The organism is Agrobacterium tumefaciens str. B6 (genome assembly GCF_001541315.1).
GTDB lineage: Bacteria > Pseudomonadota > Alphaproteobacteria > Rhizobiales > Rhizobiaceae > Agrobacterium > Agrobacterium radiobacter.
On the sequence record NZ_LMVK01000045.1, the window covers coordinates 195,329 to 217,419 of the forward strand.

Below are 22,091 nucleotides of genomic sequence, written 5' to 3' on the forward strand. Positions count from 1 at the left end.
AGGCACGCCCGCACATGATGCTGCGTCGCGATTATCGGCGATCGATCATTTTCGGAACGGCGGCTTTTGCCGCCGTTTTCCTATTCATGGCGCTCGCCGTTGCGGCCCTCCTGTCTTTTGATGCGGGCGCGTCTGCTGCCGGTATCATGGATGCCTATACGCTGCGCATCCTGCGTTTCACGCTTTATCAGGCAACGCTTTCCACCCTTCTTTCCATTGTTCTTGGCCTGCCGGTGGCGCTGGCGCTTTCCCGGCGACGCGAGTTTCCGGGAAGGATCTGGATCATCAGGCTGATGGCGGTGCCGATGGGTCTGCCTGTCATCGTTGGCGCCTTCGGCATCATCACCATCTGGGGCAGGCAGGGTGTTTTGAATACGGCCCTCGTTTTTGCCGGTGCGGATGAACCTTTCAGCATTTACGGCCTTTCCGGCATCCTTATCGCCCATGTGTTTTTCAATCTGCCGCTTTCGGTCCGGCTGATGCTGGCCGGGCTTGAACGTATTCCAGGCGAATATTGGCGCATGGCGGCAAGCCTCGGCATGGGGCCGGTCTCGGTTTTCCGTTTTATCGAATGGCCGGCGGTCGCGCGTCTCGTTCCCGGCATTGCCGGGCTTATCTTCATGTTGTGCGCCACCAGCTTCACGCTCGTGCTTCTTTTAGGCGGCGGGCCGGCAGCCACGACACTGGAGGTGGCGATCTATCAGGCGCTGCGGTTCGATTTCGATCCGCAGCGGGCGATTGCGCTTTCGGTTTTGCAGATTGCCCTCACCGCAATTCTGCTCGGCCTTCTCGCCTTTTTGCCGTCGCCCGAAGCGGAAATCCCTTCGCTTGGTCGTTCCCTTCGCCGTTTCGACGGCAAGGGCGTCGGCGCCCGTTTGTGGGATGGGGCGGCCATTGTCTTCGCTATTCTGCTGATCGGCCTGCCGCTTGTCGCCATAGCTGTCTCGGGTTTGAGTGCCGATCTGCCGCGTCTTCTGTCTGCGCCGATTTTTCTGCGCGCGGCGGCGACCAGCCTTGCAATCGCCGCGCTTTCCGCAGCCCTTGTCGTGCTCTGCTGCATGGCGATCATCGGCGCGCGCCAGGCGGTAGGCTCCAGACGGCAGGTGGGGCAGCCTCTGCGCTTGCTCTCCGCCATGCTTGGGGCGGGGTCTTCGTTGGTGCTCTTGGTGCCGCCTGTCGTGTTGGGAAGCGGGTGGTTCCTGTTATTGCGGGTTTTCGGTGATGTCAGCTTCTATGCTCCCGTTCTCGTGGCGCTTATCAATATGTTGATGGCTTTGCCGCTTGCCATGCGGGTGCTGGAGCCGGCCTTCACCAGTCATTTTTCACGCACCGGCCGGCTTTCCGCCAGTCTCGGGCTTCAGGGCCTCACGCGGCTGCGGTTTGCCGATCTGCCGGTTCTGTGGCGGTCGCTGGCTATGGCGTTTTCATTCGCCATGGCCCTGTCGCTCGGCGATTTAGGCGCGGTTGCCCTGTTCGGCTCGGAAAATTTCGTCACCCTGCCGTGGCTGGTCTATAGCAATATGGGCAGCTACCGCACCAATGATGCCGCCGGTTATGCCTTCCTTCTCGGCATCGTCTGCCTGCTGCTTGCCGCAGGCGGCGTTTCACGGCAGTCCCAATCAGCAAGGGCGAGCATATGACAGGCGATGATTTTGCCGTTGAACTGGACAAGGTCAGGCTACGGCTTGGAACACAGGATTTCGAACTTGATTGTTCGTTCCCTAAGGGGCAGATAACCGCCGTTGTCGGGGCATCCGGCTCGGGAAAATCCACGCTTCTCAATCTCGTCGCCGGTTTCGAGGAACCGGATTCCGGGCGCGTGATGATCGGCGGGCAGGACATGACCGCGCTTGATCCTTCGGAAAGACCGGTCTCATCAATCTTTCAGGATAATAATCTTTTCGCCCATCTCGATATCTTCACCAATGTCGCTCTCGGTGTCAGCCCCGGGCTGAAATTGCGGGTGGAAGACCGGCAAGAGATTGAGATGGCCCTCGTCCGTGTCGGTCTTGCGGGTTTCGACAAACGCTTGCCGGGCACGCTTTCCGGTGGAGAAAGACAGAGGGCGGCGCTGGCGCGCGCGCTGGTCAGGAAAAAACCTGTCATGTTGCTCGACGAACCTTTCGCGGCACTCGATCCGGGATTGCGAGCGGGCATGACCTCCCTGCTTCTCGACTTGCACGCCGAAACAAAAAACACGGTGATTATTGTCACCCACCATCCCGAAGACATAAAGAAGCTGGCGCAGCGGGTGGTGTTTCTTGAACGCGGCCGTGTTGTCTATACCGGTTCGACCGCAGATTTCTTCACCACACAAAATGTGAAGGCGGTCGACAGTTTTCTGAACGGGTGATCGCCTTATTTTCGACGCGTGCCGCTGGCAATCGCTTTAGATGACTTCAATGGCGCTAATTTGCACTTGCCAGTTTCAAGTTGTTGCCTGAGAAAAGATGGGAATTATTGCGTTCTTCAGGAATATTCCGGACTTGATGGATCGTTTTTACCGTTTTGGCATTCATCGCCCGTTGGGGCGAATCTGTTATTCTGGTCTGCAATTAACGGATGATCAGGAACGTTAGGGGCAGGCATAGAGAATGAGAAATAGCATGACTGCACAGTGGAGGCTCTTCTCCCGTTCAGGCCTTCGCCGTTCGGGCAGGATGGCTGCGGCCTGTTCCGTGCTGACAGCGTCTGCCGTGTTCCTGTCGTCGTGCCAGTCCCTCTTCAGCCCGGCCTACCAGTCCACCCTGCGCCCCTCGGATAATCCGCAGACCGTGGAAGAGGTGCAGAAGAATGATCCCCGCGCCCAGATGGGTGCGCGCGAGCATCCGCGCATCGTGGCGAGTTATGGCGGCGAATATCGTGACGCCAAGACGGAAAGGCTCGTCGCCCGCATCGCCGGCGCGCTGACGGCGGTTTCGGAAAATCCGCAACAGTCCTACCGCATCACCATCCTGAACTCGCCGGCCATCAATGCCTTTGCGCTGCCGGGCGGATATCTTTACGTGACGCGTGGGCTTCTGGCGCTTGCCAACGATGCTTCGGAAGTGGCTGCCGTGCTTTCGCATGAAATGGGCCATGTCACCGCCAACCATGGCATTGAACGCCAGCGCCGGGAAGAGGCGGAGGTGATTGCCAGCCGCGGGGTTGCCGAGGTTTTGTCGAGCGATCTCGCCGGCAAGCAGGCGCTTGCGCGCGGCAAGCTGCGGCTCGCGGCCTTTTCGCGTCAGCAGGAATTGCAGGCGGACGTGATCGGCGTGCGGATGCTGGGCGAGGCCGGTTATGACCCCTTTGCCTCGCCGCGTTTTCTGGATTCCATGGCGGCCTATGCGCGGTTTTCCTCGGCCGATCCCGAAAACGACCAGAGCCTCGACTTCCTTTCCAGCCACCCCAACACGCCGCAGCGTATCGAACTTGCGCGCCGTCATGCCCGCGCCTTCGGCCAGGACGGCCAGGTCGGGGATCGTGGTCGCGAGTGGTTTCTGGACGGCATAGACGGCCTGCTTTATGGCGACAGCCCGCAGGAAGGGTATGTCCGGGGCCAGACATTCCTGCACGGAACGCTCGGCATTCGTTTCGATGTGCCGGAAGGTTTCGTCATCGACAACAAGGTTGAGGCCGTTCTGGCGACGGGGCCGGGCGATATGGCCATCCGCTTCGACGGCGTCGCCGATCCGAAACAGACAAGCCTTGCCAATTATCTGACCAGCGGCTGGGTTGCCGGCCTGTTGCCGGAAACCGTCAAGGAAACCCAGATCAACGGTCTGGAGGCTGCGACGGCGCGGGCAAGCGCGGATAAATGGGATTTCGACGTGACCGTCATTCGCGTCGGCCAGCAGATATTTCGTTTCCTGACGGCCGTGCCGAAGGGCAATACCCAGCTCGATTCCATCGCCAACACATTGCGCACCAGCTTCCGCAAGATGACGCCGCAGGAAATAGCCTCGCTGAAGCCGCTCAGGGTGCGGGTGGTGACGGTGAAGCCCGGTGAAACCGTGGCGACGATGGCGGCGCGGATGATGGGAACCGACCGGAAGCTCGACATGTTCCGAATGATCAACGCCATGAGCGCCACGGCCACCATTCAGCCGGGCCAGCGGGTGAAGATCATTTCGGAATGAGTTGATGGCCTCTCATTCACCGGTTGTCTGCGACAGGTAGGCGTGAACCAGTGCGATCATTTCCCGCCTGACTTTGGGCGACTGCAGCTCTCCGCGGCGGGCGGCATTGTGAATGATGCCGTCAATGGCATCCGATACGATCCGCGCTGCGGTTCCGCTTTCGACCTTTGAACCGGCTGTCATATGTGCCGCGATCGCTGCCGCATAGAGACCGAGATATTCCTGTTCGAAAGCGCTGTTGGGATCGTTCGTTCCTTGGTGGCTCGGCGCATCATCCAGAAGGACCTTGTGAAGGCCGGGATGGATGCTGTGGACCCCGATCATGCCGGTCACGAGCTCTTCAACGAATCTAGCGAGCGATTGCCGCTTTTGCGCGATGCTCTTCATGATGGAGAGACAGTCCTCGAGGTGACGATGGCGTACCGCTTCCACGATCGAAACCTTGTCCGGGAAATATTGATAGAGCGAGCCGATGCTGACGCCGGCCGTTTCGGCGACCCTGTTCGTGGTAAAACCCGCCCAGCCGTGATCGCTTAAAATGCGAGCCGCCGCATGGATGACAGCATCGACCGTTGCCCTGGAACGCTCCTGACGCGGCTCCTTGCGCATCTCGGTTTTCCGCTTTGCAATGCGAGTAGACAAGGCATCCTCCATGACGAAAATATAAACATAGTGCTCACATTTTTCAGATGTAAAGGATATTGTCATGAGGGATTTGCTCAGGAGCCTGCTCGGCTATCACGCATGGGCGAACAGGGACTTGTTCGAGAAGCTGCAACAACTCGATCCCGTCCAGAACGCATCCGAGCGGCAAATGGCAATTCGGCTGATCAATCATTATTACGTGGTCGCAAGGATTTTTTCGGGCCATCTCACCGGAGCGGCGCACGGTTTTCTCTCCGACAATACCGAGGCAACGCCGCAGCTGGATGATCTTGCGAAGGATGTCGCTGCTCTGGATGGCTGGTATCTCGACTACATCGGGAAAACATCACCGGCATCGCTTGGCGAATTTGTCGCCTTCACCTTTACGGATGGTGACAAAGGTTACATGTCCCGTGCCGAGATGATCTCGCATATGGTCCTGCATGCCGGCATTCACAGAGGGGAGGTCGCGCGTATTCTGAGCCAGCTCTCCATCACGCCGCCCTGGGATACTTTTGCTGTGTTTCTGCACGGCACGCAGCCGCAACGGCGTTTGCAGGGGGCATAATAAAAAGCCACCCGCCCCTGTGTGGGACGGGTGGCTTTCCTGAAACGATGGTGTCAGGAACCTATTGCCACTCGCGCACGTCGACGAAATGACCGGCGATCGCCGCCGCTGCTGCCATGGCAGGGGAGACGAGGTGGGTGCGGCTCTTATAGCCCTGGCGGCCCTCGAAATTGCGGTTTGAGGTCGAGGCACAGCGTTCGCCGGGCTTCAGGCGGTCGTCATTCATGGCAAGGCACATGGAACATCCCGGTTCGCGCCATTCGAAACCGGCTTCGAGGAAAATCTTGTCGAGACCTTCCTTTTCCGCCTGTTCCTTCACAAGACCGGAGCCGGGTACGATCATTGCCGAGACCGTGGGGGCGACCTTGCGGCCGTCGACGATTTTCGCCGCCGCGCGCAAATCTTCGATGCGGCCATTGGTGCATGAGCCGATGAAGACGCGGTCGATGGCGATATCGGTGATGCGCGTTCCGGGCTTCAGGCCCATGTATTCCAGCGCACGCCATTTGGAGGTACGCTTGTTTTCTTCCTCGATATCATCCGGATTGGGAACGATCCCTTCAACGGAGGTCACGTCTTCCGGCGACGAGCCCCAGGAGACGATCGGCGGCAGATTGGCCGCGTTCAGTACCACGACCTTGTCGTAATGTGCGCCTTCGTCGGACTTCAACGTTTTCCAATAGGCGATGGCCTGTTCCAGCGTTTCGCCCTTCGGCGAGCGCGGCTTGTCTTTGATGTAATCAAAGGTGGTTTCGTCAGGTGCAATAAGACCTGCGCGGGCTCCGCCCTCGATGGTCATGTTGCAGACCGTCATGCGGCCTTCCATGGAGAGCGAACGGATCGCCTCGCCGGCAAATTCGATCACGTGACCGGTACCGCCAGCCGTGCCGATCTCGCCGATAATGGCGAGGATGATGTCCTTGGCGGTAACACCATCCGGGATTTTGCCGTCGACACGCACCAGCATGTTCTTGGCCTTTTTCTGGATCAGCGTCTGGGTCGCCAGAACGTGCTCCACTTCCGAGGTGCCGATGCCATGCGCCAGTGCGCCAAAGGCGCCGTGGGTCGAGGTATGACTGTCGCCGCAGACGATCGTCATGCCCGGCAGGGTGAAACCCTGTTCGGGGCCGACGATGTGAACGATGCCCTGGCGCTTGTCGCGCTCGGAATAATATTCGACGCCGAAATCCCTAGCGTTCTGCGCGAGCGCTTCTACCTGAATGCGGCTTTCTTCGTTCTTGATACCTTCCAGCCGGTCGGCCGTGGTTGGAACGTTATGGTCGACGACGGCCAGCGTGCGGGCAGGTGAATGCACGGGGCGACCGGCTATGCGCAGGCCTTCGAAGGCCTGCGGGCTCGTCACCTCATGGACGAGGTGACGGTCGATGTAGAGAAGACAGGTTCCGTCGGGATCACGATTGACGACGTGGTCGTCCCAGATTTTGTCATACAGGGTGCGGGGTGCGCTCATGGCTCTGTGCCTTGTCATATAAAAGGGTAATGAGGGTTCAGTAAGGCGGTGGACAGCGTGCTGCTGTCAGGCGAGCCTAAGTCGGCTGGTGAGCGCCCCGGAAACGCGCGCAAAGAACCGTGCCGGCAGACGCTTGTGGTCCTGCAGCACATAAACATTCTGCGCGAGACATCCGAATTTAGATCCCATGGCAGCGTTCATAGCAGATCGCCGGTTTTACGGCAATATGAATGCGTACAGCCTTGAACGCGACGGCTCGGCATTTTCTATATGCACTGCATCATGGCCGAAGCCCCTGACGGGCCTGCCTTCTAGTTGTCGCCGCTGGTTATGATGCAGTGCAACTTGCGTATTTTGCAATGCACATATAGATGGGTTCCCTTATCATTTGCATTTCGACGAGCAATCGAAGGGAGGGAAAAGCATATGGTATCCGAAAAAGCCCTTATCTCGAAGATCACTTGGCGGCTGATGCCGTTTCTTGGCCTTCTTTATCTCATCGCCTATATCGACCGCCAGAATGTCAGCTATGCCAAGCTGCAGATGGTTGATGCGCTGAGCCTCAGCGAATATGCCTACGGCCTTGGCGCTTCGCTGTTCTTCATCGGCTATTTCCTCTTCGAGGTGCCGAGCAACCTTTTCCTCAACCGTTTCGGCGCCAGCAAATGGTTCGCCCGCATTCTGGTTTCCTGGGGCGCCGTCACCATCGCGCTTGCCTATACGCAGAACGCCACGATGTTCTACATCCTGCGCTTCCTGCTCGGGCTCTGCGAGGCGGGTTTCTTCCCCGGCGTTTTGTTCCTGATGACGCTCTGGTTCCCGCGCGATTATCGTGGCCGCATGATCGGCCTGTTCATGATCTTCAGCGCGCTTGCCAATGCTATCGGCGCGCCGCTTGGCGGCATGCTGCTCGATCTGGATGGTTTCCTCGGTTATGCCGGTTGGGAATGGGTATTCCTCGCCACGGGTATTCCGGCCGTCATCGCCGGTATCGCCACCTTCTTTTATCTTGATGATACGCCGGAAAAGGCGAAGTTTCTGACGCAGGATGAGAAAACCTGGCTGAAGAACCGCTTGGCCGAAGAGAACAAGGGCATGGAAGAGCATGCGGAGGACGGCTTCAAGGCGCTGGTCAATCCGCGCGTTCTGTTCATGGCGCTTTGCTATGTCGGCTTTCCGCTGGCCGCCTATGGTCTCAGCTACTGGCTTCCGACGATCGTGAAGAGCTTCGGCGTTTCCAACACCGCTAACGGCTTCATCAACATCATCCCCTGGGTGATCGTCGCCGTTGCCCTGTTCGTCGTGCCTTTGGCAGCCGACAAGGCAAAGAACAAGACGCCCTATATCGTCGGCCCTGCCTTCATCGGTGCGTTTTGCCTGTTGATGTCGGCATTGCTCAGTGATCCGGTCCTGCAGTTCGCTTTCCTCTGCATCGCCGCCGCAGGCATCTTTGCCGGCCAGCCGGTATTCTGGAGCCTGCCCGGCCGCTTCCTCAAGGGAGCAGGTGCGGCTGCCGGTATCGCTGCGATCAATTCCGTCGGCAATCTGGGTGGCTTCGTGGCGCAGAATGTGGTGCCCTGGATCAAGGATCAGACCGGCAGCACCATTGCGCCGATGTTCTTCCTTGCTTTCTGCCTGGCGCTTGCCGGGGTGCTTGTCATCGTCGCAACGCGCAGAATGGGCAATCAGGTCGGGGCCGCCTGACTTTGGAAGATCGCGACAGCTGACACGATTGCCGACCGTCGCACCTGTAAAAAATCGTGGCCCGGATGTTTCCGGGCCACGATCATTTTAAGCGGCAAATAATGAAATTCTCTTCGAGAGAATTACGCGGTGAACCAATCGCTACCGGTCAGGTGAACACCGGAGACAACGATCTTTTCGCCCTTGTGCTCGCCAGTGACGTTGTAGCTGAGGATGGTGTCGTTATCGATCGTCGATACCGCCCAGTTATCGATCACCGTGCCGACCAGCTTGAGCTTGTCCACGGCGGCGTTGAAGCCTTCGATGGTATCAGTCGCAAAGCTCTTGGCCATGTCGCCGAGATTAAAGACGAAGGTATCGGCGCCACCGCTTGCGATGATGTGATCGATACCCTTACCGCCGGTCACCAGTGAGGACGCAAGTTTCACGCCGCTCAGGTCGATCGTATCGTTACCGGCACCTGCATCGATCTTGACGGAAGTGAAGCTGCCGTCGGTGATGCCAGCACCGCCATTCACGGCACCGGTATTGGCGGCAAGACCGCCCGTCCCAGCCGAAGAGGCGTCGTTAAATGCCGCGCCAGCCTTGACTTTGATAGTGTCGTTGCCTGCCCCGGTATCGATGTTGAAATTGTTTACCCAGGTCTTTTCATTTGAAACGACAGAGACGGTGACCGTGTCATTGCCAGCGCCGGTCGTGATGTTGCCACGCTTGGCATTGAGAACTTCCACGGTGGACGAACCGGTGCCGCCAAGATGAACGTCGACCTGAACGAAATCCTTGAAGATAAGGTTTTCAGAGGTGTCGGACTGGGCGAGAGCGTTCTTTACCGAATTCCATGCAGACGAGACGTCAAATTTGAAGCCGTTCGAGCTGGGGTCATAACCAACATCGACTGTGCCACCCGCGCCGGTGCCGGCAACAGATACAGCGCCGACATTGACGCTGCCGGCATCCATCGAGGAACCGTTTTTGACCTGAGCGGTCGATTCCGTGAGGAGCTTATAAGCTTCCTGGTCGATCAGGCTGGTAAGCGAGGAAACCGAAGCGGCGCCGCCATTACCGAAAGTTACTTTTAACGCCATTTTAAACTCCTATAAATCTTTGAGAAATTGATGAATTGAAATTAAATTAATAGTAATTATTGCGGGTAATATTTAATACATAAAAAACGATAATACAATATAAGAAATACGTTTTTTTCGAAAAATCGCGTATTTGGTGTATTGAGAAACTTTCTCTAAAATTCGCTTTTTCTGAATAAATCATTCCTGAACGAAGGTTTTTCTGAGCCTGTCTTGGAATGGTTTTACGAAATAAGAAAGAACACTCCTCTCGCTGGTCTGGATAAATACTTCTGCCGGCATGCCAGGATATAACTTCCCGCCAGGTAGGTGCGTCATGCCGGCCTTGTTGGGTTTGATGCGCAACGCGTAATAAGATGTGCCAGTTCGGGAATCCGTCTGCAGATCGGGGGCAACGACAGCAACCTCCGCGCTCAAATCCGGCGTCGTGCTTTGGTTGAACGCCGTAAAGCGAACGGTGACCGGTTGCCCGACGTAAATCTGATCGATGTCTCGCGGGGTTATATTGGCCTCGATCGCAAGCTCATCCCGCTCCGGCACCACCAGCATCAGCACTTCGCCGGATTGAATGACGCCATTTATATTGTGCACTGAAAGCTGGTAGATGCGACCGGCAATCGGCGAGCGGATGTCGAGGCGATCCAGCTGGTCGCGCGTCGCCGCCAGCCGTTCTTCATATTCCGCAACGGTCGCTTCGATTGATGTCAGATCTTTCGTGACTTCCGATTTGCGGTCTTCGTCGAGCTGAAGCAGTTGCAGATCCAGTTCGCTCAGCTTGCCCACCGTTTGCGCACGAGCGGCGATATATTGGCCCTGCTGGCCTTCGAGATTGGACAGCTGGCGTTTGAGGAGATTGAGGCGCTGGAGCGTCACGAGCCCTTTTTTGAAGAGCTCGTCCGTCTTGGAAACATCGTCCTTTACAATGGCAAGCTCATTGTCCGTCGCCTCCACCTGCACCTCGAGGCCACGCGCCTCGTCACCGAGTTGGTCCTTGCGCGTTCCCAACTGCTTTTTCATGCCGACCAACGCGTTGCGACGGCTATTAAAAAGGTTCTGTTCGCTGTCGATGAAGGTCTTGGCCGCCTTCGAACTCGTCAGCGCCGCCAGGTCTTCCGTTACAGTGAAAGACGGTGCTTCGGCAATCTCTGCACGGAGACGGGCCCGACGCGAGTAGAGCTGCGCAAGCGTATTCTCGATGATGGAGAGGTTCGCCTGAACGACGGTGGCGCTCAGCCGCAGGAGGATCTGGCCGGCCTCTACCCTGTCACCTTCGGCGACATTGATCTCGCTGACGATGCCGCCGGAAAGATGCTGGATTTTTTTTGAATTGCCTTCAACGACAACCCGGCCCGTGGCCACCACCGCACCGGCAAGCTTTGCGAAAGCAGCCCAGCCGCCCAATCCGACCAAAAGGCCAAGGGCGAGAACGACCACTGCCGTCGAATGTCTGAGAATGGACGCATTCGTCATGCCGGGTTTTTCCGCTTCAACCATTTTCGCTCACCCGGTTTTCAATCTTGCGCGTTTCTTCCTCCTCAGGCACCTGGCGGATGTTCTGCCGCAGGATTTGCGCGAGCACCTCCTCCTTCGTGCCAAAGCGCAGCATCCGGCCGTTGCTCATCACCATCACCAGATTGACGCTTTCGATGGCGCTGGGGCGATGGGCAATGACGACGACGATGCCGCCGCGCGCCCTGATGTCGCCAATCGCATTGCGCAGGGCTCCTTCGCCTTCACTGTCCAGATTGGAGTTCGGCTCATCGAGAAGGACGAAGAAGGGTTCGCCAAACAGGGCACGGGCAAGGCCGATGCGCTGCTTCTGCCCGCCCGACAAAGCCTCGCCGCGGTCGCCAATATAGGTATCGTAACCGTTGGGCAGGTTCAGGATCAGCTCATGCACCTGCGCAGCCTTGGCTGCGGCGACGATTGCTTCCGCAGTCGCATTGCGGTCGAAGCGCGCAATGTTCTGCGCCACCGTCCCCGGCATCAGTTCCACCTGCTGGGGCATGTAACCGATGGATTTGCCGAGAAACTCGAAATCCCACTGGTTGAGTGCGGCCCCATCAAAGCGGACGGAGCCACGTTCATAGGGCCAGATGCCGGTCATCAGGCGTGCCAGCGTGGACTTGCCGGACGCGCTTGGGCCAATGATGCCTAGCCCGTCGCCTGCGTTCAGCGTGAAGGAAATATCGGCGACCGTATCGCGTGCGCCATTGGGCGGCCCACCCGTTACACGATCGACTGCGACGGTAAATTGCGGGCGCGGCAGGGAGAGCGGCGGTGTGGGTTCCGGCACCAGCTCCAGGAACTCGTTGACGCGTTTCCAGCCCTGTCTTGCGGTCATGAAGCTGCGCCAGTTCGCGATTGCATGTTCGACAGGGCCGAGCGCCTTCGCAGAGAGAATCGAACCTGCGATGATGCTGCCCGCCGATGCATGGCCGTCGATGACAAGCACGGCGCCGATGGCCATGACGCCGGATTGCAGCAACAGGCGGAAGGTCCTCGACATGGCACCGAGCATGCCGGCCGTATCTGAAGTCGACAGGGTGACGGAGCGATATCTGGAGTGCAACTCGTCCCACATGGACGTCACTGCATCCATCATGCCCATGGTCTTGATGGATTCAATGTTGCGCTGACTGCTGCCGACGAGGACGTTTCTCTGCCCTCGCGCAGTATAAGCCTGCTTTGTCGCCCTTTCGGTCAGCCAATTGGTCAGAAGCGTCAGCACGATGAGAACCACGGCTCCGCCGAGCACAGCGAACCCGATCCACGGATGCAGGGCAAAACAGATCAGGAGATAGATGGGCAGCCAGGGAATATCGAAAAAGGCCGCAAGCCCCGGCCCTGAGAGAAACTGGCGGATCTGATCGAGATCACCGACGATCTGCAGCCCATCGATCTTCCCGGAAGCAAGGAGCGGGGCGCTGATCGACGCCCTGAAAAGCTTCTGATTGAGCGCGTCGTCCATATTGTCCGAGATGCGCGCCAATATACGGCCTCGCAGCGCGTCGAACCCCATGAGAAACGCGTAGAGAACGATCAGCAGAACGACCAGCGCCACAAGAGAGGGAATGCTCTTGCTGGGCAGAATGCGGTCGTAAACTTCCAGCATGAAAAGTGAGCCGGAAAGATTAAGGATGTTCATCAACGCGCTGGCGAGGCCAACTGCCAGGAAAGCGGATTTATTTCTTGTTAAAAAAGAATTAAATAAAAACATAATAACACCTAAAACAGCAAGAAAATTGCACAATTAAGGGAATTAGGCAATGCTATTCGAGGATGGGCTAAAACACCCACACGAAAAAATTAAGTAGGTATCTGTAGTTGATTGGAATCTTTCTGCATCCTTTCATGAGAAATGACTGAAAGGTCGCGCGGCAGGCGGGCAATAAGGCGAGTTTTCTTTCGATTTTCCAAGCTGCATAAAACCGCTCGTGCAGCATAGTTCCAGGCCGCTTGCCAATTCTCAGTCTGCGGCTTTAGGTTTGCAGCGAGACACCACAAAAAAGGCGGCCCGAAGGCCGCCTTTTCTTTAATCCATCGAAATGGAAATCTTATTCGGCTGCGGTTTCAGCAGCCTTTGCTGCTTCTTCTGCTGCCTTGGCTTCTGCGGCTTCGGCTGCTGCCTTCTCGGCGGCGAGAGCCTGTGCTGCTGCTACCTTTTCGGCTTCCAGACGTGCCTTTTCTTCGGCTGCTGCCTGGCGCTCGGATTCGTTCAGCTTGCGGGCGCGCGTACCGGTGTTTTCAACGATACGGGCAGCCTTGCCGCGACGGTCGCGCAGGTAGTAGAGCTTCGCGCGGCGAACCTTACCGCGGCGAACGATTTCAACGCCTTCGACCAGCGGGGAGTAGATCGGGAATACGCGCTCGACGCCTTCGCCGTAGGAGATCTTGCGAACGGTGAAGCTTTCGGAAAGGCCACCGCCGGAACGGGCGATGCAAACGCCTTCGTAAGCCTGAACGCGGGTACGGTTACCTTCGGTAACGCGAACGTTGACGCGCAGGGTGTCGCCCGGAGAAAACTCGGGCAGGGTGCGCTTTGCTTCGATCTTGGCGGCCTGTTCGGCTTCCAGCTGCTGAATGATATTGGTCATGTTAACCTCTGATTTCTTCTGAAACAGCCAGAGCGCTCAACGGTTCGTCCTTCGGTCAAAGCCTTGGGATCATGCCTTGCGGCAGGAGCGGGTTCGCCATTCTTTGCTTGCGGTTAAAGGGGTAAACCACAATTCCACGCGGGCACATACACGAGGCAGCGCCGTTTGTCATCCCTTTCATGACAATATTTTATCAATTGCGCACCGCGTTCCTGCAGTTGCGAAGCGGCTTTCTGCCGGATATGGCATGAAAACCTTGGGAGGGGCCATGTCCGTATTCATCGTTCTCGTGCTGTTTGCGACCGGCTTTCTGTCGGGTGTCGTCAATGCCATTGCCGGCGGCGGCACTTTCCTGACCTTCGGGGCGATGACGCTGGCCGGCCTGCCGCCCATCGTTGCCAATGCCACTTCGGCTATCGTGCAGTTTCCGGGTTATATCACCTCGGTCATCGCCTATGGGCCGGAAATCCGTGCGCATTGGCGCGAGGCGATCCTGCTGTCAGCCGTTTCCGTCGTTGGCGGGCTGGCCGGCTCGCTGCTTCTGCTGTCGCTCGACAATCCTTCCTTCCGCCAGCTGGTTCCATGGCTGCTTCTTGCCGCCCCCGCCGTTTTCGCCGCCGGCCCGTGGCTGCGTCCGAAGGTCAGTACGGAGCGGTCTCCCGGCAATCTTCCGAGCCTCGTCTTTCAGGGGCTCGCCTCCATCTATGGCGGTTTTTTCGGTGCCGGCATGGGAATCATGATGCTCGCCATCCTCGGGATCACCTCGGGCGGCAGCTATCATCATCTGAACGCGCTGAAGAACCTGCTGTCGGTGGTGATCGCCATCATCGCGATTACGATCTTCGTCAGCGGCGGCGTCGTATCCTGGTGGGCGGCGCTCATCATGTTCCCGGCAGCGGCACTTGGCGGCTATGCGGGCGTGCACACGGCAAGGCGCGTGCCGCAATGGATCATTCGCTGGCTGGTCATCGCGGTCGGCCTGGTGCTGACGGCCTATTATTTCGTCTCGGCCTGAGCCTTTTTAAGAAGGTCTGGCCGTCTTTCCTTCGTCAGCGCCAGCGCCTGTTCGTGCCGCCATTTGTCGATGGCAGCGTGGTTGCCTGACGTGAGGATGGCGGGAATATCGCGGCCCTCCCAGTTCTGCGGGCGGGTATAATGTGGATGTTCCAGCAGCCCGCCCTCGAAGCTTTCATGCACACCTGACAGATCGTTGCCCATGACGCCCGGCAGGATGCGGACGATGGCGTCCAGAAGCGTCAGTGCGGCCGGCTCGCCGCCTGAGAGGATGTAGTCGCCGATCGACACTTCCTCCAGCCCGCGCGCCTCTATGACCCGCTGATCGACGCCTTCGAAACGGCCGCAGACGATGATCGCACCGTCGCCAGCCGCCAGTTCGCGCACACGGTCCTGCGATAGTGGTTTGCCGCGTGGGCTCATCAGCAGGCGCGGTCGCGTATCGCCATCCGAAACATGGTCGATGGCTGCAGCAAGAATGTCGGGTTTTAGTACCATGCCGGCACCGCCGCCTGCCGGGGTGTCATCGACGCTTCTGTGCTTGTCCGTCGCGAATTCGCGAATCTGCACGGCCTCAAGCGACCATTGTTCGCGTTCCAGCGCCTTGCCCGCCAGCGAATATCCCAAATGCCCCGGAAACATTTCCGGGTAGAGCGTCAGAACGGTGGCCTTGAAAGTCATTGCTTTATTTCTTGCCGAAAGGCGATGCGCCGGTTTCGTCTTTGTCGTCGGGATTGTCGATCAGTCCGGCGGCCATCGGGTCGATGAGAATGCGGCCGCCTTCGAGATCGATTTCAAGCACGGCTGCTTCCGAAAAGGGTATGAGGGCAGGGCGACGGCCCGCACCTTTCAGTTCCAGCAGATCACCTGCACCGAAATCGTAGACGGCGCTGACGGCGCCATAGCTTTTGCCTTCGGCATCAACGGCTTCCAGCCCTTCGAGATCGGCATAATAAAACTCGTCGTCGTCAAGCTCGTCGTCAGGAAGGTTGTCCCGGTCGACGAACAGTTCCAGCCCGTTCAGGCTTTCGGCCGCATTACGGTCGTTGATGCCCCTGAAACGAACGACGACAACGTTCTTGCCCTCGCGCACCTCAAGAATTTCGAAGATGCGGCCATCGGCGGTGACCAGATTGCCATAATCGCCGAGCGCCATCGGATCGGCCGTATAGGTGCTGACACGAACCTCGCCGCGCAGGCCCTGCGCGCCGCCGATCTTTGCCATGAGTACCGGGTTTTCCAGCTTTGCCATCGGGCCGTCCGTCTTCTGGTGGTGGTTGCGTCAGCTTTAAGGTTTGTTGACGCCAAAATAAACAAAAAACGGGCGGCATGGAAAACCACGCCACCCGTTCTTCAAAAGATTCTGCGCAGATTATTCTGCGGCAGAGGCTTCCGCAGCAGCAGCGGCTGCATCTTCAGCCTTCTGCTTCTTTTCAGCGACGCGTTCCAGAGCGCGCTTGCCCGGCTTTGCCTTTTCCGGGTTGCTGCGAGCGGCGCGCTCGGCAAGACCGGCTTCTGCGAGGAAGCGCAGAACGCGGTCGGTCGGCTGTGCGCCCTTGGCGATCCATTCCTTGATGAGGTCAGCCTTCAGCTCGATGCGCTGCGGGTTGTCCTTGGCAAGCATCGGGTTCCAGGAACCGACCTTCTCGAGGAAACGGCCGTCGCGGGGCGAACGGGCGTCAGCAACGACGATCTGGTAGTACGGGCGCTTCTTGGAACCACCGCGTGCGAGACGAATTTTAAGTGCCATGTCATTTACTCCTTAGGATGGCTTGTCCGCCTTTCAGGCGGTCTTTTCGGTGCCGCCATGTTCGGCGGCGATTGCTTCATGATGCCGGATGACTTCCTTGATGATGAAGTTCAGGAACTTCTCGGCGAAATCCGGATCCAGATTGGCATCCTTTGCCAGGTGGCGAAGGCGTTCAATCTGGTATTCCTCGCGCGCCGGGTCGGCCGGCGGCAAATTGTACTTTGCCTTCAAAACGCCCACCGCCTTGGTACAGCGGAAACGTTCGGCAAGAATGTGAACCAGTGCGGCATCGATATTGTCGATCGACTGGCGGTATTCGGAAAGCTGGGCTTTCACCTCTGCATTGTTCACTGGTGTCCCCCTCACTTCTTTTTCGGAAAGCCGGGCAGGCCCGGCATGCCGCCAAGACCTGGCAGCTTGGCGCTGCCGAGGCCCGGCAATCCGCCCGGCATGCCGCCGAGGCCGGGCATCCCGCCCGGCTTGCCGAGACCGGCGGCTTCTGCCTGCTTCTGGAGCGCTTCAAGCTGCTTCGGATCGATGTTCGACAGATCAGGCATGCCGCCGCCAAGACCACCGAGGCCCATCTTGCCGGCAAGGCCGCCCATCATCTGCTTCATGATGCCGCCTTTGCCCTTGCCGCCCATGGCCTTCATCATGTCGGCCATGCCGCGATGCATCTTCAGAAGCTTGTTGATTTCAGCGGCATCGGTGCCGGAACCGGCGGCGATGCGCCTCTTTCGGCTGTGCTTCAGAATATCGGGATTGGCGCGTTCCGCCTTGGTCATCGACGAGATGATGGCGATCTGGCGGTCGAACATCTTGTCGTTGAGGCCAGCGGAAGCCATCTTGTCCTTCATGCCGGCCATGCCGGGCATCAGCCCCATGATGCCGCCCATGCCGCCCATCTTCTTCATCTGGGCAAGCTGGTCGGAGAGATCGTTGAGGTCGAACTTGCCCTTGGCCATCTTCTCGGCCATGGCACGGGCTTTTTCCGCATCGATGTTCTCGGCGGCCTTCTCGACCAGCGAGACGATGTCGCCCATGCCGAGAATACGGTCGGCGATACGGCGCGGATGGAACTCGTCGAGTTCGTTCATACGCTCGCCGATACCGATCAGCTTGATCGGCTTGCCGGTGACGGCGCGCATGGAAAGGGCGGCACCGCCGCGTCCGTCGCCGTCCATACGGGTGAGCACAAGACCGGTGATGCCGACGCGCTCATCGAAATTGCGTGCAAGGTTGACGGCGTCCTGACCGGTCAGCGAATCCGCGACGAGCAGGATTTCGTGCGGATTGGACTTCTTCTTGATGTCGGCCATTTCCAGCATCAAGGGTTCGTCGATGTGGGTACGGCCGGCGGTGTCGAGAATGACGACGTCATGGCCGCCGAGCTTTGCAGCCTGCACGGCGCGCGCGGCGATATCTGTCGGCGACTGGCCGGCAATGACCGGCAACGTATCGACGCCGGTCTGCACGCCGAGCTGGCGAAGCTGTTCCTGTGCGGCCGGACGACGCGTGTCGAGAGATGCCATCAGCACCTTCTTCTTGTCACGGTCGGTCAGGCGCTTGGCGATCTTGCCTGTTGTCGTGGTCTTGCCCGAACCCTGCAGACCCACCATCATGATGACGACGGGGGCGGCCGCATGCAGGTCGATCGAGACGCCTTCGGTGCCGAGCATTTCGACAAGCTCGTCATGCACGATCTTGACGACCATCTGGCCGGGCTTGATGGATTTCAGAACGGCTGCGCCGACAGCCTTTTCACGCACCTTGTCAGTGAAGGAACGCACGACTTCCAGCGCAACGTCCGCTTCCAGAAGCGCACGGCGAACCTCGCGCAGGGCGGCAGCAACATCGGCTTCCGTCAGCGCGCCACGGCCGGTCAGTCCATTCAGAATGGAACCAAGGCGGTCCTGGAGGTTTTCAAACATCGTTTCTTCCTTCTTCGTTCCGGGGTTTCCGAAACGTCGGTGCTTTCGCTGCCAAAAACAAGACGCAAAGCCAAAAAGCACCCGAGGGCGCATCGCGCTGTCGGGTGTTGACCTCCGGGATCTCTTTATACCTTTGCGGGTCCCGGTCGGCGGCTTGGAGTCGTGAAACTGCCAGCTGATTGGCGGCGATAAACAGGAAAGCGCGGGAAAAGTCAAGGCGGTGCCGGGTTTCAGGCGCGAAGGCCTGCATTTCATCTTTGCGTGATTGGTCGCCGGCCACCATTGGCGGTGCTTGAACGGCCCTCTTTCGCTCCCTATACATTTGTCATGAACCGTCGAAAATTTTTTCGTTTTTCCGCTCTTGGCCTGCTCGCTCTGGCGGGTGGTGGCCTTTATGCCCGCCGTTCGAGCGCCAGCGCCTATTATAGCGGCCCGATCTCCGATCATTTCGACGGGATGCGCTTCTTCAACCCCGGCGGTTCGCCGCCCGGCAATTTCATGGGGCTGCTGAAATGGCGCTTCAATGGCGAGCGCGCCACATGGCCGGAAAGCTATCCGAGCCCCTTTCCCTTCGCAAAGCCGGAAGCCCGCATCGAAGGCAGGGACATGCGCGTCACCTTTGTGGGCCATGCTTCATTTCTCATCCAGACGGCGGGTTTGAATATTCTCGTCGATCCGGTGTGGTCGCAGCGCACCAGCCCTTTCAGTTTTGCCGGTCCCAAACGGGTCAATCCGCCCGGCATCCGTTTCGAGGATCTGCCGCCCATCGATCTGGTGCTGGTGACCCATAATCACTACGACCATCTGGATATGGAAACGTTGAAGCGCCTGCATGTGGCGCACAAGCCGCTTTTCATCACGCCGCTCGGCAATGACGCGATTATTCGCACCGGTGTCGAGGCGGCGCGTATCAAGGTCGGCGATTGGGGCGATGTGGTGGAGACAGGTTCGGTGAAAATTCATTTCGAACCGTGCCACCACTGGTCGGCCCGCGGTCTTAACGACCGACGCATGGCGCTCTGGGCCGCCTTCGTCATCGAAACGCCAGGCGGTAAAATCTACCATATAGGCGATACCGGCTTTCACGAGGGCCTCAACTATCACGCCGCGCGCAAGAAGCACGGTGAGTTCCGTCTCGCCAACCTGCCTTTCGGTGCCTATGAGCCCCGTTGGTTCATGAAGGGCCAGCACCAGAACCCGGCGGAAGCCGTGGAAGGAATGAAGCTTTGCGGCGCGGCGCATGTTTGCGGGCACCATTGGGGGACAGTACAGTTGACGGACGAGGCCGTGGATGCGCCGCTTGCGGCCCTCAAGGTTGCGTTGACGGAGCAGGGGGTCGACGAAAGCCGTTTCCGGCCAATGCGTCCCGGTGAAGTTTTCGACGTGCCTTCCGTCTGACCGCAGCCCCGTTTGCGCCGCAACAGTCTGGTAATTTGCCGGTCTTTCCGCCATATAGGGCGAAAGCGCGGGGCAAATCCCGAATGCAAACCGGTTTTCAGACAGTTTTCAGGTTTAAGGCGATGGCGGATACGGTCGAATTTGCGAAGATGAACGGGCTTGGCAACAAGATCCTCGTTATCGACATGCGCGGCCGTAAAGATATGGTCACGCCGGAGGCGGCGATTGCGCTGAACGCCGATGCTGCCACACAGTTCGACCAGATCATGGCGATCCACGATCCGCGTGTTGGCGGCACGGATGCCTTCATCGATATTCTCAATTGCGACGGCACGAAGGCGCAGGCCTGCGGCAATGGCACGCGCTGCGTGGTGCAGGCGCTGTCTTCCGAAACGGGCAAGACTAGCTTCACCTTCCAGACGGTGGCGGGCATCCTGAACGCCGTCGAACATGAAGATGGCATGATATCAGTCGATATGGGCCTGCCGCGGTTCCGCTGGAGCGACATTCCGCTTTCGGAGGAGTTCCACGATACCAGCCGCATCGAATTGCAGATTGGCCCGATCGATGCGCCGATCCTGCACTCGCCTGCTGTGATGTCCATGGGCAATCCGCACGCGATCTTCTGGGTGGATCGTGATCCGATGGAATTCGACCTCGAACGTTTCGGGCCGCTGCTCGAAAACCATCCGATGTTTCCGGAGAAGGCCAATATCACGCTGGCGCAGGTGATTTCCGACAGTGCGCTTCGCACCCGCACCTGGGAGCGCGGCGCAGGGCTGACACTCGCCTGCGGTTCGGCCGCCTGCGCATCAGCCGTTTCCGCCGCCCGCACCGGCCGTACCGGCCGGAAGGTCACCATCGATGTCGCCTCCAGCCCCATCCGCGTGCCGCTGACCATCGACTGGCGTGAGGACAATCACGTCATCATGACCGGCCCTGCCGAATGGGAATGGTCCGGCATGGTCGATCCCGTTACCGGCGTCTGGTCGCGTGATGCTGCGGCCGAACAGGGGGCCGTATGAGTGGCGTCGAGGTCATAACCTTCGGCTGCCGTCTCAACACCTATGAATCGGAAGTGATGCGGGCGGAGGCCGAAAAAGCCGGGCTCAACAATGCCGTGCTGGTCAATACCTGTGCCGTGACGGGCGAGGCGGTGCGTCAGGCGCGCCAGGCCATCCGCCGCGCACGGCGCGACAATCCGCATGCACGCATCATTGTTACCGGCTGCGCCGCACAGACGGAAAAACAGACCTTTGCCGAAATGCCCGAGGTGGATGCGGTGCTGGGCAATGAGGAAAAGCTGAAAAGCGCCTCCTATCGCGCGCTACCGGATTTCGGCGTCTCGGCGGAAGAAAAGCTGCGCGTCAACGACATCATGAGCATCAAGGCGACAGCGCCGCAGATGGTGAAGCACATAGACGGGCATGTGCGCGCCTTCATTCAGGTACAGAATGGCTGCGATCATCGCTGCACCTTCTGCATCATTCCTTATGGGCGCGGCAATTCGCGCTCGGTGCCCATGGGTGCGGTTGTGGATCAGGCGCGCAGGCTGACGGAAAGCGGCTATTGCGAAATCGTGCTGACCGGGGTGGATGCGACCAGCTATGGCGCTGACCTGCCCGGTGAGCCGTCGCTTGGTTATCTTGCCAAGACATTGCTGAAGCAGGTGCCGGATATTCTGCGCCTGCGCCTTTCCTCCATCGATAGTATCGAGGCCGATCATCATCTCATGGATCTGATTGCTGATGAGCCGCGTTTCATGCCGCATCTGCACCTGTCCCTCCAGCATGGCGACGACATGATCCTGAAACGCATGAAACGCCGCCATTCACGGGCCGATGCCATCCGCTTCTGTCGCGACGTGCGGGCGCTGCGGCCGGAGATCGCCTTCGGCGCGGATATGATCGCCGGTTTTCCGACAGAGACGGAAGAGATGTTCGAAAATGCCGCGACGCTGGCGGAGGAATGCGGCATTTCCAGCCTGCATGTGTTTCCCTACAGCCCGCGTGCCGGCACACCTGCCGCTCGCATGCCGCAGCTTGACCGCGCGCTGGTGAAGGAGCGGGCGGCGAGGCTTCGTGAACGCAGTGAGGCGCTGCGGCTCGCGCATCTGCAGGGCATGGTCGGTTCGGTGCAGACGATTCTTGTTGAAAACAACGGTTTTGCCCATACCGACAATTTCACGCTGGTGGCGGCGCCTGATCTTCCTGCGCGCACTCTTGCGCAGGTTGCGATTACCGGCCACAACGGCAAACATCTGAACATGAAGCTTCTGGCGGCAAATGCGGCCTGAGGCGGCTAAAG

The 22,091-nt window shown here is 58.7% G+C and carries 21 protein-coding genes; 9 read left to right on the forward strand and 12 right to left on the reverse strand.

The features are described 5' to 3' along the window. The first annotated feature begins 14 nt into the window (after positions 1-14). From thiP to ASB65_RS21935, 3 genes are all read left to right on the forward strand, one after another. Positions 15-1,640 (forward strand): thiamine/thiamine pyrophosphate ABC transporter permease ThiP, encoded by a 1,626-nt coding sequence (gene thiP / locus ASB65_RS21925; RefSeq protein WP_060725361.1) that lies wholly within the window; start codon positions 15-17, stop codon positions 1,638-1,640. Continuing rightward, positions 1,637-2,353 carry an ATP-binding cassette domain-containing protein gene (locus ASB65_RS21930; protein ID WP_060725362.1) on the forward strand — a complete coding sequence of 239 codons (717 nt, stop codon included), beginning with the start codon at positions 1,637-1,639 and terminating at the stop codon, positions 2,351-2,353. The genes thiP and ASB65_RS21930 overlap by 4 nt, the downstream gene beginning before the upstream one ends. 307 nt (positions 2,354-2,660) lie before the next feature. Beyond that, the gene (locus ASB65_RS21935; protein WP_060725467.1) at positions 2,661-4,121 is read left to right on the forward strand and encodes a M48 family metalloprotease; all 1,461 of its coding nucleotides are present in this window, start codon (positions 2,661-2,663) and stop codon (positions 4,119-4,121) included. Between the two features lie 12 nt (positions 4,122-4,133). Here ASB65_RS21935 and ASB65_RS21940 read toward each other — a convergent pair whose 3' ends face one another. Then, on the reverse strand, positions 4,134-4,730 hold the full coding sequence (locus ASB65_RS21940; RefSeq protein WP_060725363.1) for a TetR/AcrR family transcriptional regulator: 597 nt from the start codon (positions 4,728-4,730) through the stop codon (positions 4,134-4,136). 97 nt (positions 4,731-4,827) lie between these two features. Here ASB65_RS21940 and ASB65_RS21945 point away from each other — a divergent pair, with 97 nt between their 5' ends. After that, on the forward strand, positions 4,828-5,334 hold the full coding sequence (locus ASB65_RS21945; protein WP_060725364.1) for a DinB family protein: 507 nt from the start codon (positions 4,828-4,830) through the stop codon (positions 5,332-5,334). A gap of 61 nt (positions 5,335-5,395) precedes the next feature. On the opposite strand, the gene leuC is transcribed toward ASB65_RS21945, so the two are convergent. Further along, positions 5,396-6,805 (reverse strand): 3-isopropylmalate dehydratase large subunit, encoded by a 1,410-nt coding sequence (leuC, locus tag ASB65_RS21950; protein WP_003505108.1) that lies wholly within the window; start codon positions 6,803-6,805, stop codon positions 5,396-5,398. 426 nt (positions 6,806-7,231) lie between these two features. Here leuC and ASB65_RS21955 point away from each other — a divergent pair, with 426 nt between their 5' ends. Next, a complete protein-coding gene (locus ASB65_RS21955) occupies positions 7,232-8,509 on the forward strand; it encodes an MFS transporter (protein WP_003505106.1) in 1,278 nt (425 codons plus the stop codon). 122 nt (positions 8,510-8,631) lie between these two features. Here ASB65_RS21955 and ASB65_RS21960 read toward each other — a convergent pair whose 3' ends face one another. From ASB65_RS21960 to rplS, 4 genes are all read right to left on the reverse strand, one after another. Beyond that, entirely contained in the window at positions 8,632-9,594 is a 963-nt protein-coding gene (locus ASB65_RS21960) for a hypothetical protein (RefSeq protein ID WP_060725365.1), read from the reverse strand. A 180-nt stretch (positions 9,595-9,774) separates the two neighbouring features. Next, positions 9,775-11,088, reverse strand: coding sequence for an HlyD family type I secretion periplasmic adaptor subunit (locus ASB65_RS21965; RefSeq protein ID WP_060725366.1), 1,314 nt, complete (start codon positions 11,086-11,088; stop codon positions 9,775-9,777). Then, complete coding sequence (locus ASB65_RS21970; protein WP_060725367.1) at positions 11,081-12,814, reverse strand: type I secretion system permease/ATPase; 1,734 nt, start codon at positions 12,812-12,814, stop codon at positions 11,081-11,083. Before ASB65_RS21970 ends, ASB65_RS21965 begins: the two co-directional genes overlap by 8 nt. 337 nt (positions 12,815-13,151) lie before the next feature. Further along, complete coding sequence (rplS, locus tag ASB65_RS21975) at positions 13,152-13,691, reverse strand: 50S ribosomal protein L19 (protein WP_003505101.1); 540 nt, start codon at positions 13,689-13,691, stop codon at positions 13,152-13,154. A 268-nt stretch (positions 13,692-13,959) separates the two neighbouring features. On the opposite strand from rplS, the gene ASB65_RS21980 reads away from it, so the two are divergent. Continuing rightward, entirely contained in the window at positions 13,960-14,706 is a 747-nt protein-coding gene (locus ASB65_RS21980; protein WP_060725368.1) for a sulfite exporter TauE/SafE family protein, read from the forward strand. On the opposite strand, the gene trmD is transcribed toward ASB65_RS21980, so the two are convergent. The 6 genes from trmD to ASB65_RS22010 form a co-directional block, all read right to left on the reverse strand. Continuing rightward, positions 14,688-15,386 (reverse strand): tRNA (guanosine(37)-N1)-methyltransferase TrmD, encoded by a 699-nt coding sequence (trmD, locus tag ASB65_RS21985; protein ID WP_060725369.1) that lies wholly within the window; start codon positions 15,384-15,386, stop codon positions 14,688-14,690. The genes ASB65_RS21980 and trmD overlap by 19 nt on opposite strands. 4 nt (positions 15,387-15,390) lie before the next feature. Then, complete coding sequence (rimM, locus tag ASB65_RS21990; protein WP_060725370.1) at positions 15,391-15,957, reverse strand: ribosome maturation factor RimM; 567 nt, start codon at positions 15,955-15,957, stop codon at positions 15,391-15,393. Positions 15,958-16,077: 120 nt separating this feature from the next. Then, positions 16,078-16,455, reverse strand: coding sequence for a 30S ribosomal protein S16 (gene rpsP / locus ASB65_RS21995; protein ID WP_003505093.1), 378 nt, complete (start codon positions 16,453-16,455; stop codon positions 16,078-16,080). Positions 16,456-16,488: 33 nt separating this feature from the next. Next, positions 16,489-16,806 carry a chorismate mutase gene (locus ASB65_RS22000; RefSeq protein WP_003520511.1) on the reverse strand — a complete coding sequence of 106 codons (318 nt, stop codon included), beginning with the start codon at positions 16,804-16,806 and terminating at the stop codon, positions 16,489-16,491. Positions 16,807-16,817: 11 nt separating this feature from the next. After that, on the reverse strand, positions 16,818-18,386 hold the full coding sequence (gene ffh / locus ASB65_RS22005; RefSeq protein WP_060725371.1) for a signal recognition particle protein: 1,569 nt from the start codon (positions 18,384-18,386) through the stop codon (positions 16,818-16,820). Then, complete coding sequence (locus ASB65_RS22010; protein WP_077998725.1) at positions 18,379-18,669, reverse strand: hypothetical protein; 291 nt, start codon at positions 18,667-18,669, stop codon at positions 18,379-18,381. The genes ffh and ASB65_RS22010 overlap by 8 nt, the downstream gene beginning before the upstream one ends. Positions 18,670-18,713: 44 nt before the next feature. Between ASB65_RS22010 and ASB65_RS22015 the strand changes: the two genes are divergently transcribed. From ASB65_RS22015 to mtaB, 3 genes are all read left to right on the forward strand, one after another. Continuing rightward, complete coding sequence (locus ASB65_RS22015) at positions 18,714-19,784, forward strand: MBL fold metallo-hydrolase (protein ID WP_080868365.1); 1,071 nt, start codon at positions 18,714-18,716, stop codon at positions 19,782-19,784. 122 nt (positions 19,785-19,906) lie between these two features. Next, positions 19,907-20,809 (forward strand): diaminopimelate epimerase, encoded by a 903-nt coding sequence (gene dapF, locus ASB65_RS22020; RefSeq protein WP_060725469.1) that lies wholly within the window; start codon positions 19,907-19,909, stop codon positions 20,807-20,809. After that, positions 20,806-22,080 (forward strand): tRNA (N(6)-L-threonylcarbamoyladenosine(37)-C(2))-methylthiotransferase MtaB, encoded by a 1,275-nt coding sequence (gene mtaB, locus ASB65_RS22025; protein ID WP_060725373.1) that lies wholly within the window; start codon positions 20,806-20,808, stop codon positions 22,078-22,080. The genes dapF and mtaB overlap by 4 nt, the downstream gene beginning before the upstream one ends. Positions 22,081-22,091: the final 11 nt, after the last annotated feature.

Excerpts from the sequence above, each read along its gene's own strand:
- trmD (WP_060725369.1), bottom strand. The coding sequence starts at position 15,386 with ATGACTTTCAAGGCCACCGTTCTGACGCTCTACCCGGAAATGTTTCCG.
- ASB65_RS21970 (WP_060725367.1), bottom strand. The coding sequence starts at position 12,814 with ATGTTTTTATTTAATTCTTTTTTAACAAGAAATAAATCCGCTTTCCTG.
- ASB65_RS22015 (WP_080868365.1), top strand. The coding sequence starts at position 18,714 with ATGAACCGTCGAAAATTTTTTCGTTTTTCCGCTCTTGGCCTGCTCGCT.
- ASB65_RS21935 (WP_060725467.1), top strand. The coding sequence starts at position 2,661 with ATGGCTGCGGCCTGTTCCGTGCTGACAGCGTCTGCCGTGTTCCTGTCG.
- leuC (WP_003505108.1), bottom strand. The coding sequence starts at position 6,805 with ATGAGCGCACCCCGCACCCTGTATGACAAAATCTGGGACGACCACGTC.
- ASB65_RS21980 (WP_060725368.1), top strand. The coding sequence starts at position 13,960 with ATGTCCGTATTCATCGTTCTCGTGCTGTTTGCGACCGGCTTTCTGTCG.
- ASB65_RS22010 (WP_077998725.1), bottom strand. The coding sequence starts at position 18,669 with ATGGTGGCCGGCGACCAATCACGCAAAGATGAAATGCAGGCCTTCGCG.
- ASB65_RS21960 (WP_060725365.1), bottom strand. The coding sequence starts at position 9,594 with ATGGCGTTAAAAGTAACTTTCGGTAATGGCGGCGCCGCTTCGGTTTCC.
- ASB65_RS21945 (WP_060725364.1), top strand. The coding sequence starts at position 4,828 with ATGAGGGATTTGCTCAGGAGCCTGCTCGGCTATCACGCATGGGCGAAC.
- rimM (WP_060725370.1), bottom strand. The coding sequence starts at position 15,957 with ATGGCAAAGCTGGAAAACCCGGTACTCATGGCAAAGATCGGCGGCGCG.
- ffh (WP_060725371.1), bottom strand. The coding sequence starts at position 18,386 with ATGTTTGAAAACCTCCAGGACCGCCTTGGTTCCATTCTGAATGGACTG.
- ASB65_RS21965 (WP_060725366.1), bottom strand. The coding sequence starts at position 11,088 with ATGGTTGAAGCGGAAAAACCCGGCATGACGAATGCGTCCATTCTCAGA.
- ASB65_RS21955 (WP_003505106.1), top strand. The coding sequence starts at position 7,232 with ATGGTATCCGAAAAAGCCCTTATCTCGAAGATCACTTGGCGGCTGATG.
- dapF (WP_060725469.1), top strand. The coding sequence starts at position 19,907 with ATGGCGGATACGGTCGAATTTGCGAAGATGAACGGGCTTGGCAACAAG.
- ASB65_RS21940 (WP_060725363.1), bottom strand. The coding sequence starts at position 4,730 with ATGCGCAAGGAGCCGCGTCAGGAGCGTTCCAGGGCAACGGTCGATGCT.
- mtaB (WP_060725373.1), top strand. The coding sequence starts at position 20,806 with ATGAGTGGCGTCGAGGTCATAACCTTCGGCTGCCGTCTCAACACCTAT.
- ASB65_RS21930 (WP_060725362.1), top strand. The coding sequence starts at position 1,637 with ATGACAGGCGATGATTTTGCCGTTGAACTGGACAAGGTCAGGCTACGG.
- rpsP (WP_003505093.1), bottom strand. The coding sequence starts at position 16,455 with ATGGCACTTAAAATTCGTCTCGCACGCGGTGGTTCCAAGAAGCGCCCG.
- thiP (WP_060725361.1), top strand. The coding sequence starts at position 15 with ATGATGCTGCGTCGCGATTATCGGCGATCGATCATTTTCGGAACGGCG.
- rplS (WP_003505101.1), bottom strand. The coding sequence starts at position 13,691 with ATGACCAATATCATTCAGCAGCTGGAAGCCGAACAGGCCGCCAAGATC.